Annotated in this window: 16 protein-coding genes; 9 read left to right on the top strand and 7 right to left on the bottom strand. The window is 62.6% G+C overall.

All coding sequences use genetic code 11. From position 1 onward, the window contains the following. Positions 1–16 precede the first annotated feature (16 nt). The 3 genes from ACVJ5M_RS41840 to ACVJ5M_RS41830 all read right to left on the bottom strand — a co-directional run bounded on the left by ACVJ5M_RS41840 (position 17) and on the right by ACVJ5M_RS41830 (position 2,317). The gene (locus tag ACVJ5M_RS41840; RefSeq protein ID WP_063986710.1) at positions 17–883 is read right to left on the bottom strand and encodes an adenylate/guanylate cyclase domain-containing protein; all 867 of its coding nucleotides are present in this window, start codon (positions 881–883) and stop codon (positions 17–19) included. Between the two features lie 193 nt (positions 884–1,076). Then, positions 1,077–1,544, bottom strand: coding sequence for a YbaK/EbsC family protein (locus ACVJ5M_RS41835; RefSeq protein WP_014491890.1), 468 nt, complete (start codon positions 1,542–1,544; stop codon positions 1,077–1,079). 41 nt (positions 1,545–1,585) lie between these two features. Then, positions 1,586–2,317 (bottom strand): haloacid dehalogenase type II, encoded by a 732-nt coding sequence (locus tag ACVJ5M_RS41830; protein WP_231143641.1) that lies wholly within the window; start codon positions 2,315–2,317, stop codon positions 1,586–1,588. A 533-nt stretch (positions 2,318–2,850) separates the two neighbouring features. Between ACVJ5M_RS41830 and ACVJ5M_RS41825 the strand changes: the two genes are divergently transcribed. The 3 genes from ACVJ5M_RS41825 to ACVJ5M_RS41815 are packed head-to-tail and all read left to right on the top strand — an operon-like array spanning position 2,851 to position 4,648. Further along, entirely contained in the window at positions 2,851–3,447 is a 597-nt protein-coding gene (locus ACVJ5M_RS41825; protein WP_028147969.1) for a superoxide dismutase, read from the top strand. A 14-nt stretch (positions 3,448–3,461) separates the two neighbouring features. Continuing rightward, positions 3,462–4,112 carry a hypothetical protein gene (locus ACVJ5M_RS41820; protein ID WP_063985641.1) on the top strand — a complete coding sequence of 217 codons (651 nt, stop codon included), beginning with the start codon at positions 3,462–3,464 and terminating at the stop codon, positions 4,110–4,112. 38 nt (positions 4,113–4,150) lie between these two features. Next, positions 4,151–4,648, top strand: coding sequence for a GlcG/HbpS family heme-binding protein (locus ACVJ5M_RS41815; RefSeq protein ID WP_063985640.1), 498 nt, complete (start codon positions 4,151–4,153; stop codon positions 4,646–4,648). A gap of 98 nt (positions 4,649–4,746) precedes the next feature. Here ACVJ5M_RS41815 and ACVJ5M_RS41810 read toward each other — a convergent pair whose 3' ends face one another. Continuing rightward, positions 4,747–5,631, bottom strand: coding sequence for an amidohydrolase family protein (locus ACVJ5M_RS41810; RefSeq protein WP_028147972.1), 885 nt, complete (start codon positions 5,629–5,631; stop codon positions 4,747–4,749). Between the two features lie 329 nt (positions 5,632–5,960). On the opposite strand from ACVJ5M_RS41810, the gene ykgO reads away from it, so the two are divergent. The 3 genes from ykgO (at position 5,961) to ACVJ5M_RS41795 (ending at position 7,235) form a co-directional block, all read left to right on the top strand. Further along, a complete protein-coding gene (gene ykgO, locus ACVJ5M_RS41805; RefSeq protein WP_006611362.1) occupies positions 5,961–6,086 on the top strand; it encodes a type B 50S ribosomal protein L36 in 126 nt (41 codons plus the stop codon). Between the two features lie 107 nt (positions 6,087–6,193). Beyond that, complete coding sequence (locus ACVJ5M_RS41800; RefSeq protein WP_354099991.1) at positions 6,194–6,850, top strand: tetratricopeptide repeat protein; 657 nt, start codon at positions 6,194–6,196, stop codon at positions 6,848–6,850. A gap of 124 nt (positions 6,851–6,974) precedes the next feature. Then, positions 6,975–7,235 carry a hypothetical protein gene (locus ACVJ5M_RS41795; RefSeq protein WP_063986708.1) on the top strand — a complete coding sequence of 87 codons (261 nt, stop codon included), beginning with the start codon at positions 6,975–6,977 and terminating at the stop codon, positions 7,233–7,235. A gap of 7 nt (positions 7,236–7,242) precedes the next feature. On the opposite strand, the gene ACVJ5M_RS41790 is transcribed toward ACVJ5M_RS41795, so the two are convergent. Continuing rightward, entirely contained in the window at positions 7,243–7,425 is a 183-nt protein-coding gene (locus ACVJ5M_RS41790) for a hypothetical protein (protein ID WP_063986707.1), read from the bottom strand. A gap of 328 nt (positions 7,426–7,753) precedes the next feature. Here ACVJ5M_RS41790 and ACVJ5M_RS41785 point away from each other — a divergent pair, with 328 nt between their 5' ends. After that, a complete protein-coding gene (locus ACVJ5M_RS41785; RefSeq protein ID WP_063985639.1) occupies positions 7,754–8,710 on the top strand; it encodes an alpha/beta fold hydrolase in 957 nt (318 codons plus the stop codon). Positions 8,711–8,828: 118 nt separating this feature from the next. Here the strand turns inward: ACVJ5M_RS41785 and cycA are convergent, their stop codons facing one another. Next, positions 8,829–9,224: a cytochrome c-550 CycA gene (gene cycA, locus ACVJ5M_RS41780; protein WP_063985638.1), complete on the bottom strand. Its 396-nt coding sequence runs from the start codon at positions 9,222–9,224 to the stop codon at positions 8,829–8,831. Positions 9,225–9,488: 264 nt separating this feature from the next. Here cycA and ACVJ5M_RS41775 point away from each other — a divergent pair, with 264 nt between their 5' ends. Together ACVJ5M_RS41775 and ACVJ5M_RS41770 are read left to right on the top strand one after the other, a co-directional pair. Next, on the top strand, positions 9,489–10,982 hold the full coding sequence (locus tag ACVJ5M_RS41775) for an FAD-linked oxidase C-terminal domain-containing protein (RefSeq protein WP_063985637.1): 1,494 nt from the start codon (positions 9,489–9,491) through the stop codon (positions 10,980–10,982). A 26-nt stretch (positions 10,983–11,008) separates the two neighbouring features. Continuing rightward, complete coding sequence (locus ACVJ5M_RS41770) at positions 11,009–12,172, top strand: acyltransferase family protein (RefSeq protein WP_063985636.1); 1,164 nt, start codon at positions 11,009–11,011, stop codon at positions 12,170–12,172. A gap of 45 nt (positions 12,173–12,217) precedes the next feature. Here the strand turns inward: ACVJ5M_RS41770 and ACVJ5M_RS41765 are convergent, their stop codons facing one another. Beyond that, positions 12,218–12,703, bottom strand: coding sequence for a putative quinol monooxygenase (locus ACVJ5M_RS41765; RefSeq protein WP_155794877.1), 486 nt, complete (start codon positions 12,701–12,703; stop codon positions 12,218–12,220). Positions 12,704–12,760 lie beyond the last annotated feature (57 nt).

The raw sequence follows: 12,760 nt of genomic DNA, 5'->3' as shown, positions 1-12,760 counted from the left end.
ACCTGAAGCGACCGTCTCACTCCCGACTCGTTTGGCGCTCCCGCTTGCTGTTCGGCTCGGGTCGCTGCCGGAGCGCTGTCCGCAAGAGGGCACCGAAGAGCAATGCTGCGACTGGCCAATGGAACCAGATCTTGTGCATGCCGGTGAAAACGTTGATCAGAATCAGAAAGCCCGAAACCGTGAGGGCCACTGCAACCGGGCGGGGCAGCTTCGCCAGCCAATCCGAGACGAAGCCCATCCAGGTGGATGGCTCGTGCCTGCTGTCAATCCATCGCGCGCCAGTTTCCGAATCTGCAACTGCCCGCCCCTGGGAAGGGAGGCTTTCGTCAACCGGGAAGCTCCGTCGCCCAGCGCTTTGGCCGCTCATGGCCACGCGATAGCTGGTCATGGGAGCAACGTTCTTCATTGGTCGCTGGCCGAGACAGTCGAAGCCAACGGACAATTTGTTGTGCACCTGATCGTAGACGGAGCTTGAGATCACAACGCCGCCGGGTTCGGCGAGCTCTTGCAGCCGCGACGCGATATTGACTCCGTCGCCGTAGATGTCGGACCCGTCCACCATCACATCGCCGAGGTTAATGCCGATGCGAAACCGCATCGGGTTCGCGTGAGGTGGGTCCGAATCCTGGTTGGAAATTTCCTGCTGAATTTCGACCGCACATTGCACGGCCTCGACGACGCTGGCGAACTCGGCGATCACAGCATCGCCCCAGGTATTCACGATCCGGCCGTCATGACGCTCCACCAGTCCCGCAAAGGCAGTGCGGTAGCGGCGCAGCGTCTCCAACGTTCCGGTCTCGTCTGCCTCCATGAGGCGAGAATAGCCCTGCACGTCAGCGCACAGGACGGTGGTCAATCGTCGTTTCACCTTGTCGTCGGTCATGGTCCATATGGTAGCCTCCCTGACCGGCAATTGCATCAGGCATCGCATCTGGCCCCATCGCGGCTCAACGACCGGTCGTCCAGTCCCGAAACCGTCATACCCGTGCAACGAATGCAGCCAGCCAGGTGCCAAAACCGACCTGGCGTGAGGTCTGCCTCCGCGCCGTGGTTCACGAGGACAGGCCGGAGCCGCCTTAAGGCCTGTGCTCGCAGACGTCGACCCATTCGGCCGCGGTGAGCTCCGCCATCCGCTCGGGTGTGATGCGCACGGCGCTGTGGGTCGAGCCTGCGGCCGGCACCACCACGTCGAACGCCTTCAGCGACACATCGCAATAAATCGGCAGCGGTGACTTCAGTCCGAACGGGCAGACGCCGCCGACCTCGTGGCCGGTGATCTCGGCAACCTCCTCCAGCCCCAGCATCTTCGGCTTGCCGCCGAACGCAGCCTTGACCTTCTTGTTGTCCATGCGCGAGGTGCCGGCGGCAACGATCAGGATCACACGCTCGCCGATGCGCAACGACAGGGTCTTGGCGATCCGGCCGGGCTCGACGCCATAGGCTTCGGCGGCCAGCGGCACCGTGGCCGAGCTGATCGGGGATTCGATGACGGAGATGTCGGGGGCTTTCTCGGCGAAGAAGGCGCGAACGGATTGAAGGCTCATTCCAAACAGCTCATTCCAGACTCATGGGCGGGCGGCGATGCTTAGGCGATCGTTGGCAGTTCCGAGAGCGCGCGGACACGATGATCCGGCGCGAACCCTAGCTCGTCCATCTGGGTCCGGATCGCCTTATACATCGTCAGCGGTGCCACGAGTTCGTTCTCGACGCAAGCCAGCGCCATCGCCTCGGGCGTCACGCGTTCGATCCAGGCGACGTTCAGCCCGAACGACTTCGCGCCGGCGACATCCCAGGGATTGGACGAGACGAACAGAACCTCATCCGGCTTGGTGCCGAACGTCTCGCCGATCAGCGTGTAGGCCTCTGGAGATGGCTTGAAGACCTTCTTTGCATCCACGCTGATGGTAGCGTCGAGCAGACGGTCGAGCCCGGAATTGCGCACGAGCGCATTCAGCATGTCCGGACTGCCATTCGAGAGGATGGCGAGCTTTCGCGGCTTCAGCGCGGCAAGCGCGGCGGCTGCATCGGGGTAGAGATCGAGATCCAGGTATTTCTCGATCACCCGCTCGAACGCTTCGCCTTCGTAGGCGAGCCCGAGCAGGCGCAGCGTATAGGCGAGCGAGTCGCGCGTGACGGCGGCAAAATCCTGGTAGCGCCGCATCAGCGAGCGCAACCAGGTGTATTCGAGCTGCTTGATCCGCCAGACCTGCGTGATGATCTCGCCATAACCCGGAAAAGCATCCTCGGTGATCTCTGCGACCGACTGGATGTCGTACAGCGTTCCGTAAGCGTCGAAGACGACGGCCTTGATGCTCATGGCTCGCTCCTTTGGGACTTTGCGGTGGCGCACGGACAATACCGAAACGGCCCGGTACTCGACAAGGTCGGAACCTTCTTCAAACAATCGTCACCCCGTCGACCTCGCGCAGCAGATTGACACTGCCGCCGGCAGGCGTTTAATTCAGGGTACGGGGATTTGCGATCTCCCCGCGAGGCGACATGCCCAAGTATCGCGTCCTGGTCACCAAGGACGCCGCATGTCTTCTTTCATCTCGATCTCATCAGAGAAATTGTCCCGTCAATTGGCGCCGCCAGCGCGCCGACCCTCGTCGATGTCCGTATCGACAAGGACCGCGCGGTCTATTTGCGCACTCGACAAGACGGCGAGCACCAAGAGCTAGCGAGCACACGGGGCAAGTCGGGGACGACGATGACGTGGAGGACTCCATGACGACGAATACCGACCGCCGAGACTTCATCAGGGGCGTGGGGGCCGCCGCGGCATCGACCGCAATACTCGCGGGGACGCAAGCCCTTGCGCAAGCCAATCAGCCAACAGGAGCCAGGCCAATGACATACCAGCCCAAGCCGATGCCGTTCGATCCGAAATCCATTGCCGGCATCTCGGAGAAGGTGCTCGTCAGCCACTACGAGAACAACTATGTCGGTGCCGTAAAGCGACTCAACGCGATCGGAACGCAACTCGCCGAGCTCGACTTCGCGAAAGCTCCGAACTTCGTCATCAACGGCCTGAAGCGCGAGGAACTCGTCGCGTCAAACTCGATGATCCTCCACGAAATCTATTTCGACGGGCTCGGCGGTGCCGGCAAGCCGAGCACACCACTTGCCGACGCGATCGCGCGCGACTTCGGCAGCATGGAGCGGTGGCGCGCGGAGTTCTCCGCCATGGGCAAGGCCGAAGGCGGCGGCTCCGGCTGGGTGATTCTTTCCTACTCACCGCGCGACAAGCGGCTGGTCAATCAGTGGGCCGCCGACCACACGACGACGCTGGCCGGCGGACGCCCCGTGCTGGTGCTCGACATGTATGAGCACGCCTATCATATGGATTATGGCGCGGCGGCCGCGAAGTATGTCGACATCTACATGGAAGCGATCAAGTGGGACAACGCTGCAACACTGTACGATCAATACAGGCGGGAAGCTTAGACGTCGTGCAAAAAATGAGCGTAGCGCTCTTGGGGGCGGCGTTGTTCCTATTGTTGGTGGGAGGAAACGCGATGGCAGAAACTGTAAATTTTGACAACGCAGCAACCGGCGCAGCGCCCGAAGGCTGGACTCTGACGATGACGGGTCGTGGCCAGCCCAAATGGACGGTCGAGGTGGAGTCGACGGCGCCAAGCAAGCCGAACGTCCTGAAACAATCCGGTCAGGCGACGTTTCCAGTGGCGCTCAGGAACGGTACCAGCATCCTGGACGGGTTTGTCGAGGTCAAGTTCAAGGCGATCGCAGGCTCCGAGGATCGTGCGGCCGGTATTGTCTGGCGCGCAAAGGATGCCGACAATTACTATGTCGTGCGGGCCAACGCGCTTGAAGACAATGTTGTGCTCTACAAGACGATCAAGGGTGTTCGCAGCGCGCTCGATATTGTCGGCCGGAAAGGCGGCTATGGCGTCAAGGTATCGGTGCCGTCAGGTCAATGGCATTCCCTACGTTGCGAATTCGCGGGAAAGCTATTCAAGGTGACGTATGACGGCAAGCCGATGTTCGAGGTGGAGGACGAATCGATCAGGGACGCCGGCATGATCGGCTTGTGGACCAAGGCCGACAGTGTCACCGTATTCGACGACCTGACATACGGTGCGCTGAACTAGGTTAACATCGGCGTCGACCCGCTCACGTCGGAGAAACCATGCTCGCTCGAACCCTGCTTGCGGCCACCGTCCTGTTGATGCTCGCGCACCCGGCAACGGCGCAGGAGCCGCTCGCGACCTACAAATCCCTGAGTCCTGAGCTGGCGCTTGATCTGGCCCGGGCATCGCTTGCCGATTGCCGATCACGCGGGTACCAGGTCGCCGTCGCGGTCGTCGATCGCTTCGGGGGGACACAGGTGATCCTTCGTGACAGGTTCGCAGGTGCTCACACCGTTTCAACGGCCTCGGGCAAGGCGTGGACCGCAGCAACATTCCGTACCAGCACCACCGAACTGAATGCCGTCAGCCAACCTGGCATGATGCAGGCCGGTATCCGCAATCTCCCCGGCACGGTCATTATAGGTGGCGGATTGATTGTCGAAGCGGGCGGTTCGCTGGTCGGAGCCGTCGGTGTGTCTGGGGCGCCCGGCGGTGATGCTGACGAAGCCTGCGCCAGGGCCGGAATCGACGCCATACGCGACAAGCTGGAGTTTTAGGGCCGCCTTGCCCGCCTCAGCGAGGCCTCGAGCGCCTGAGCGTGAGGGCTTCGGCAACCGGTCGAAGCCCTCAATGCGCCGTGGCGATGAGTACGCGGCTAGATCCCCAGCAGCCTGCGCGCGTTGGCCTTCAGCACCTTCGGCCGGATCTCGTCGCGGATCTCGATTTTTGCGAAGTCCGACAGCCAACGGTCCGGCGTGATCACCGGCCAGTCCGAGCCGAACAGCATCTTGTCCTGAAGGATCGAGTTGATGTAGCGCACCAGGATCGGCGGGAAATACTTTGGCGACCAGCCCGAGAGGTCGATGTAGACGTTCGGCTTGTGAGTCGCGACCGAGAGCGCTTCCTCCTGCCAGGGGAAGGAGGGGTGGGCGAGGATGATCTTGAGGTCGGGGAAGTCAGCCGCGACGTCGTCCATGTACATCGGGTTGGAATATTTCAGCCGCATGCCCATGCCGCCGGGCATGCCGGAGCCGACACCGGTCTGGCCGGTGTGGAACAGCGCGATCGCGCCGCCATTGTTGATCTCTTCGTAGAGCGGATAGGCCATGCGGTCGTTGGCGTAGAAGCCCTGCATGGTCGGATGGAATTTGAACCCGCGGACGCCGTATTCCTCGATCAGCTTGCGCGCCTCGCGCACGCCGAGCTTGCCCTTGTGCGGGTCGATCGAGACGAAGGGGATGAGGACGTCGAGATGGTCGGAGGCGATCTCCAGCATCTCCTCATTTTTGTAGCGGCGGAAGCCGGTCTCGCGCTCGGCATCGACAGGGAAGATCACGGCTGCGATGTTCTTGGAGCGATAGTAGGCCGCGGTCTCCGGCACGGTCGGCGGATGCTTGTGCGGCGACTTGAAATAGTCCGCCATCTGCGCCTGGAAGTCGTCATAGCCGTCGTCGGGATGGGTGCCGCAGGGCTCCTCGGCGTGGGTGTGGATGTCGATGGCGACGACATCGTCGATGTTGGGCAGCTTCAGCTTCGGCATTGGTTTCCTCCCGACGGGTTGTCGAATTGATTATATGATATAACGAATTTGGCAAGGCACGTCGTCGAAGCGAAGCCCCAAGTCGACAAATGCGTAGATCGGGCCGATCCGGCCGTTTCTACTTGCTTTCTACTTTGCATGGGGTTGTTTTCCAGAATTTGCTGGTCCGGAACCGGGCAGTTAACATTGACATCCGGTCCTCCCATGCCTTAAGAACCGCCCCGTCCCGGGCGGTCGGTCCGCCAGCGGGAAAGATCTCATTTTGCCACATTCGCGCGTGCCGAAACGGTAGTGCCGAACACGGCCTTTCGAACGTTCAGGATTCTGCCATGAAGGTCCGTAACTCGCTGAAATCGCTGCGCGGTCGCCATCGCGCCAACCGCCTGGTCCGCCGCAAGGGCCGGGTCTATGTGATCAACAAGGTGCAGCGCCGCTTCAAGGCTCGCCAGGGCTGATATTGCCCTCGCGGTCGCCTCGCGCGCGCCCCGCAAGACCACGGCTCACACGAGTTTGACGCCGCCTTTGCTTTGCAAGGGCGGCTTTGCGCGTCTAGACTTTGGCCATGGCAGTGAGATTCTTGGCAGTGAGCTTCCCTTTCGCGCGCACCCTGTGTCTGGCCCTTGTGCTGGGCGCCACTGGCCTTACGCTAGCCCTGGCGCAGAAAGAGCTGCCTGCCCCTCCCGGCAAGGAACAGAAGAAGCTGCCGGAGGCGCCGGCCAAGCTGCCCAAGGTCGACCGCAGCAAGAATCTCGATTTCCTGTTCGGCGCGCTGAAGGCCGCGCCGGACGAGGCCAGCGCCAAGCATGTGGAGGCACGGATCTGGGCGATCTGGATCCAGACCCCGAGCGACACCGCATCGCTGTTGATGGCGCGGGCCAAGACCGCGGTCGACGCGCAGAAGATCGACATTGCGATCAAGCTGCTGGATTCGGTCATCAAGCTCAGGCCCGACTACATCGAGGCCTGGAACCGGCGCGCCACGCTCTACTACATGCAGAATGACTACGGCCGCTCGCTTGCCGACATCCGCGAGGTGCTGATCCGGGAGCCGCGCCATTTCGGCGCGCTCGCAGGCCTCGGCATGATCATGCAGGAGGTCGGTGACGAGAAACGTGCGCTTGAGGCCTACCGCAAGGCGCTGGCCGTCAATCCGCACCTCGAGAAGATCCCCGAGCAGGTCAAGGCGCTGACCGAGAAGGTCGAAGGCCGCGACATCTAGCGGACAAGTTGATCATTTCCCGAGTGATTGCGGCGTGCGCGGATTAACCACGATCACATGTGCGGTGTTCTCAGGGGTATTGTTGAAGCGCGCGCAGGCCTACCTGCATGGCAGGAGCACGGCCATGAAGCGTTTGATCTTTGCAGGTGTATTGCTGCTCGCGTCGGGCTCGATGAGCCTCGCCGACGGCTTGTTCTGGGTGGTCGGCAATCGCGCCACCGGCAAATGCAACATCGTAACCAGCAATCCCGTGATCATCGGCGACATCTGGTTCGGCGACGGTCCCTACACGTCCAGGGCCGATGCCAAGCTTGCCCGTTCGACGATCCGCGCCTGCCCTGCGGTCACACCCGACGAGGAAAAGGACGAGGACGGAACGAACTAGCCTGCACTTAGTGCAGGACGCTACCGGCGCGCTCGACAAGGCCGTGATCGGCGGCCGCGGCGTAAGCCTTTGCAAGCTCCGTCTCGAGATGCTCGTTGATCAGAAGCAGTGCCCGCACTGCACCGCGCAGGTCACCGTTGCAGCTCGCCACGATCTCGTCGATCGCAGTGTCTTTGGATCTGAAGCTCATCGACATTCTCCGGTTCAAATCAGGACACATCCTGCCGGCCTTCCCGCATCCCCTTGGAGTTTGCGAGGAGGATCGGCGCCCACCCGCGCCTAGATGGCGGAACCGACCGTGGCGATTATATGGAAGCCGCGATGACGACTGCATGAAGCTGGTCCGAGGCTTGCGCGCTGTGGGGAATACCATTGATTTTATTGACTTTTTTCATACTCGAATTATGCACATATCCACAGCCCCGGCTTTTCAAGTGGAGCGCCGGGTTCCACGGAGCGAAACTGCCGCCCGCTAGTCTCGTAACTGCCAGGTGCCCTGGATCGCCCGGATTCTCTCCATGATCGTGATGTCAGTCGTGACCGCGCTGGTTCTGCTGGCGCTGGCCACGCAGGCCGGCGTCCTTGCCGTGCAACGCGCCTTTCCGCCTCAGGGCCGGATGGTCGAGGTCGACGGCGCTGTGCTTCACGTCGTCGATATCGGTCCGCGCGGTTCAGGCGTGCCGATCGTGATGCTGCACGGCGCGAGCTCCAATCTCGAAGCGATGCGGCGTCCGCTCGGCGACCTCCTGGCCAAAGACCATCGCGTCATCCTGATCGACCGTCCCGGTCACGGCTGGAGCACGCGGATGCGGCGGCAGGATTCGACGCCGCAGATCCAGGCCCGGATGATTGACGAGGCGCTTCGTAAGCTCGGGATCGATCGCGCGGTCTTCGTCGTGCATTCCTGGAGCGGTGCGCTCGGCGCGCGGATCGCGCTCGATCATCCCGGCCGCGTCGCCGGTCTCGTCATGCTGGCGCCGGTGACCCATCCCTGGCGCGGCGGCGTCGGCCGCTACAACGAGATCATCGCAACGCCGGTGATCGGCCCGCTGCTCGCCTACACCATCACGCTGCCGATGGGGTATTTCGTTGCCGAGGCCGGCGCGCGCAGCGTCTTCGTGCCGCAGACCATGCCGGATGGCTTCGTGCAGGACTCCGCGACGCCGCTATTGCTGCGCCCGCGCGAGTTCATCGCCAATGCCTACGATTTGGTGACGCTGAAGGAAGCGGTGACGGCGCAGGCTGCGCGTTACGGCGAGATCAAGGCGCCGGTCACGATCATCGCCGGCGAGCCCGACAAGACGGTGAAGACCGGCATCCACGCGCGTCCCTTCGCCGCGATGGTGCCGGGTGCAAAGCTGATCGTGCTGCCCGATCTCGGCCACATGGTGCAGAACGCTGTGCCGGATCTGGTGAAGACGGAGATCGAGACGATGATCGGGAAAATCGTCCCGGCGCAGGCGGCCGCCGATTAAAGCGTTTTCGAGCGAAGTGGATACCGGTTCGCGTGAAGAAAACGCGTCAAAACAAGAAGCCCGAGCTTCGGTTCTGACTCAATCAGAACCGAAGCTCGGGCGGCCGCCGTTCACGCGCTTACTGCTTGATTTTCCCGTCCTTGTCGAACTGCGCGACGAAGGACCAGAGATTGTTGATCTCGTTCTCATTCTTGATGCCGGCGAACGCCATCTTGGTGCCGGGGATCTTGGCCTTGGGGTCCTTGATGTATTCCTTGAACGTGGCTTCGTCCCAGGTGATGCCGGAATTCTTGTTCGCATCCGAATAATTGTAGTCCGGCGCGGTGCCTGACTTGCGGCCGTTGAGGCCGTTGAGCTCGGGGCCGACCTTGTTCTTGGCGCCTTCGCCGATGGCGTGGCAGGCCAGGCATTTGTTGAACGACGATTTGCCGGCCGCAACATCCTGCGCCATCGCGGCGGGTGCGGTGGCAGTCACGGTGAGGATCATCAGTGCGCCAAAAGTCAGTTTTGTCATCGGGTGCTCTTCGTCTCTTCCCTGGTGGGTCTAGGCTGGTCGGTCTTGCCTGGTCGGCAAACGACGGACCCGCCGGTTTTGGCAGGCCCGCCCGGCTTGGACAAGCCGCGAAACCATGACAGGTTTCATGCTGTCCTACTTGTCCCAGAGCGAACTCGCCGAAGATGGCCGCTCCGACTTTCGGATGGCCTACCCAAACAGGCGCGGACGTGGTTGATTTGCCGCGATAATTTGATCGTGGGCTACGAGTCGGAAGGATATGTTATGGCCATCATGATGCCCGCGAGCGACCAGACCGTGCTGGCGCGCCGCGCTGAGATCGTGGCTGCATTGCGCGCAATCGTGCCCGGCGAGGGCGTGATCGACAGCGCCTCCGAGATGCGGGCCTACGAATCCGACGGGCTGACGGCCTATCGGCAACCGCCGATGGTCGTGGTGCTGCCCGACACCACCGAGCAGGTCTCGCTCGTCCTGAAATATTGTGCCGGGCAGGGGATCAAGGTGGTTCCGCGCGGCTCCGGCACTTCGCTGTCCGGGGGCGCGCTGCCGCTGGAAGACGGCGTGCTGCTCGGGCTCGGCAAGTTCAAGCGGATCCGCGAGATCGATTTCGACAACCGCGTCGTCGTCACCGAGCCCGGCGTCACCAATCTCGCCATCAGCCAGGCGGTCGCGCATGCCGGCTTCTACTACGCCCCCGATCCGTCCTCGCAGATCGCCTGCTCGATCGGCGGCAATGTCGCGGAGAATTCCGGCGGCGTGCACTGCCTGAAATACGGCATGACCACCAACAACGTGCTCGGTTGCGAGATTGTCCTGATGAGCGGCGAGATCCTGCGCATCGGCGGCAAGTCGGCGGAGAACACCGGCTACGACCTGATGGGCGTCATCACCGGCTCGGAAGGTCTGCTCGGGGTCATCACCGAGATCACGGTGCGCATCCTGCAAAAGCCGGAGACGGCGCGGGCGCTGATGGTCGGCTTCGCGCAGGTTGAGGCGGCCGGCGAATGCGTGGCGCGCATCATCGGCGCCGGCATCATTCCCGGCGGCATGGAGATGATGGACAAGCCGGCGATCCACGCCGCCGAGGCCTTCGTTCATGCCGGCTATCCGCTCGACGTCGAAGCGCTGCTCATCATCGAGCTCGACGGTCCCAAGATCGAGGTCGACGAGCTGATCACGCGCGTCGAGACCATTGCGAATGCTTGCGGCTCGACCACCTGCCAGATCTCGACCTCCGAGGCCGAGCGCAATTTGTTCTGGGCCGGCCGCAAAGCGGCGTTTCCGGCCGTTGGCCGCATCTCGCCCGATTATCTCTGCATGGACGGCACGATCCCGCGCGGCGCGCTGCCGAAGGCGCTCGCCCGCATCCGCGAACTGTCGGAAAAGTACCAGCTCGGCTGCGCCAACGTGTTCCACGCCGGCGACGGCAATCTGCATCCGCTGATCCTCTACGATGCCAACAAGCCCGGCGAGATCGAGCGCGCCGAGGCCTTCGGCGCCGACATCCTGCGCGCCTGCGTCGAGTTCGGCGGCGTGCTCACCGGCGAGCACGGCGTCGGCATCGAGAAGCGCGACCTGATGCCGGAGATGTTCACCGAGATCGACCTCAACCAGCAGCAGCGCCTGAAATGCGCTTTTGACGCGCAGGGCCTGCTCAATCCCGGAAAGGTGTTTCCGACCTTGCATCGCTGCGCCGAGCTCGGCCGCATGCATGTGCACGCCGGGAAGGTGGCGTTTCCGGACATTCCGCGGTTCTGACGGTCGATACCCGGCATGGCGGCGACATGGCGGACGTTCGGATCAGTGTGACGAAAGAAGCGCCGGGCAGGCCGCTGGCGAAGTCGCGCCTGTTGTTTATCGACAACATCCGCTGGTCGATGATCATTCTCGTGCTGAGCATGCACGCAGCCGACACGTACAGTCCGTTCGGCAATTGGTACTATGTCGACCGGCGGGAGACCGGCTTCGGCACGGCCCTCTTCTTCGGCATCTATCAGAGCTTCCTCCAGGCCTTCTTCATGGCCGCGCTATTCTTCATCGCCGGCTATTTCGCTGTCGGCGCCTTCGATCGGAAAGGACTTTCGAAATTTGCACGTGATCGGCTGATCAGGCTCGGCTTGCCGACTTTGCTCTACATGTTGATGATCGGCCCACTGACGCAGTATTTTCTGTCATGGACTTGGGGCAAGGGCGGTTTCGGCCATCAATGGCTGACCCATCTGATGGACGGCGAATGGCTTTCCGAGACGGGACCGATGTGGTTTTGCGCGGTGCTGCTGTTGGTCTCGCTCCTCTATGGCCTGATCCGCCAGACCGGATGGCGGGAGCCCAAGGTTGCGCTGTGCGGCACGGGGATTGTTCTGTTCGTTGCGGCCATGGCGGCACTCACCTTCGGCGTTCGCATCGCCATCCACGCCGATACCTCCGTGCTCAACGTTCACCCCGGCGATCTCCCGCAATACGCTCTCATGTTCGCGGCCGGCGCCGTCGGCTCTCGCGGCAATTGGATGCTTGGGCTTGCCGAGCGCTCCTGTATCCGCTGGGGACTGCTCGCGCTGTCGCTCTCTGTGCCGCTGTTTGCAGCGCTCGTGCTGTTCGGGGGAGGCCTGCAGGGGGACACCGCGCTCTATGCAGGCGGCTTCAACGTCGTCAGTGCCGGGAAGTGCCTGTGGGAGGCGCTGGTCTGCGTCGGCATGGGTCTCTTGATGCTGGCCGTCTACCGCCGCTATTTCGACGAGCAAGGGCCGGTCGCCAAATGGCTCTCGGACAACGCCTTCGGCGTCTACCTGATCCATCCGCCGATCCTGGTCGGCTTTGCCCTGCTTCTGCACGCACTGCCGCTCTTCGCACTCACGAAGGCGCTCCTGCTGACCATGTTGGCCGCGATCGGCAGCTTGGCCGTCTCGGCACTGATCCTGCGCAGATCGCCGCTGCGCGCGATCATATAGTCGTATGCCGCGGTCCGGATCGAACCGCGGCGTACGAGCTGGTGCTTACATGAGTGCGTATTGAGCCCGTTCCCGCTTCGCCAGCAGCGGCAGGGCTTCGCCGGCGATCCAGGTCTTGAAATGTGCGCTCTCCTGATGCGCCTTGAAAGCCGCCTCGTCGCGGAACAGCTCGTAGAACAGGAACTGGGCCGGATTGTCCCTGGCGCGCGAGATCAGGAACAGCTTGACGCCGTCCTCGCGCTGCGCCTCCGGCAGGAAGCGGTCGAGGATCGCGGCGACCTTGTCGGCCTCACCGGGCTTGGCCTCCCATTGCGCGACGACGAGCAGGCCGCCGCCGTCGACGGCGTCGCTGAGGGATTTCTGCGTGGCATAGTGGTTCATGGTCCTTGCTCCTTGCTGCTGGGCTTGAGATGACGCCGCCGCCCATGGCGAGAGATAGATCGCCAGGACGGCTCCGAAGGCCCGGATCACCGACCTGCGGCTGAACGCTTCGTGGACGCGCGGCACCAGCCGCTGATGTGTCGATCGCATGCTTGTCTCCATCGGTTGGCCTCGATCGCGATCGGCGCAAGCTTGTAGCGAGGGCCT

Source organism: Bradyrhizobium sp. S3.7.6 (assembly GCF_054061875.1).
The sequence above is the reverse complement of the archived record's forward strand: the minus strand, read 5'-3'. Positions and strand labels throughout refer to the sequence as shown.

Excerpts from the sequence above, each read along its gene's own strand:
- ACVJ5M_RS41840 (WP_063986710.1), bottom strand. The coding sequence starts at position 883 with ATGACCGACGACAAGGTGAAACGACGATTGACCACCGTCCTGTGCGCT.
- ACVJ5M_RS41835 (WP_014491890.1), bottom strand. The coding sequence starts at position 1,544 with ATGAGCCTTCAATCCGTTCGCGCCTTCTTCGCCGAGAAAGCCCCCGAC.
- ACVJ5M_RS41830 (WP_231143641.1), bottom strand. The coding sequence starts at position 2,317 with ATGAGCATCAAGGCCGTCGTCTTCGACGCTTACGGAACGCTGTACGAC.
- ACVJ5M_RS41825 (WP_028147969.1), top strand. The coding sequence starts at position 2,851 with ATGACATACCAGCCCAAGCCGATGCCGTTCGATCCGAAATCCATTGCC.
- ACVJ5M_RS41820 (WP_063985641.1), top strand. The coding sequence starts at position 3,462 with ATGAGCGTAGCGCTCTTGGGGGCGGCGTTGTTCCTATTGTTGGTGGGA.
- ACVJ5M_RS41815 (WP_063985640.1), top strand. The coding sequence starts at position 4,151 with ATGCTCGCTCGAACCCTGCTTGCGGCCACCGTCCTGTTGATGCTCGCG.
- ACVJ5M_RS41810 (WP_028147972.1), bottom strand. The coding sequence starts at position 5,631 with ATGCCGAAGCTGAAGCTGCCCAACATCGACGATGTCGTCGCCATCGAC.
- ykgO (WP_006611362.1), top strand. The coding sequence starts at position 5,961 with ATGAAGGTCCGTAACTCGCTGAAATCGCTGCGCGGTCGCCATCGCGCC.
- ACVJ5M_RS41800 (WP_354099991.1), top strand. The coding sequence starts at position 6,194 with ATGGCAGTGAGATTCTTGGCAGTGAGCTTCCCTTTCGCGCGCACCCTG.
- ACVJ5M_RS41795 (WP_063986708.1), top strand. The coding sequence starts at position 6,975 with ATGAAGCGTTTGATCTTTGCAGGTGTATTGCTGCTCGCGTCGGGCTCG.
- ACVJ5M_RS41790 (WP_063986707.1), bottom strand. The coding sequence starts at position 7,425 with ATGAGCTTCAGATCCAAAGACACTGCGATCGACGAGATCGTGGCGAGC.
- ACVJ5M_RS41785 (WP_063985639.1), top strand. The coding sequence starts at position 7,754 with ATGATCGTGATGTCAGTCGTGACCGCGCTGGTTCTGCTGGCGCTGGCC.
- cycA (WP_063985638.1), bottom strand. The coding sequence starts at position 9,224 with ATGACAAAACTGACTTTTGGCGCACTGATGATCCTCACCGTGACTGCC.
- ACVJ5M_RS41775 (WP_063985637.1), top strand. The coding sequence starts at position 9,489 with ATGGCCATCATGATGCCCGCGAGCGACCAGACCGTGCTGGCGCGCCGC.
- ACVJ5M_RS41770 (WP_063985636.1), top strand. The coding sequence starts at position 11,009 with ATGGCGGACGTTCGGATCAGTGTGACGAAAGAAGCGCCGGGCAGGCCG.
- ACVJ5M_RS41765 (WP_155794877.1), bottom strand. The coding sequence starts at position 12,703 with ATGCGATCGACACATCAGCGGCTGGTGCCGCGCGTCCACGAAGCGTTC.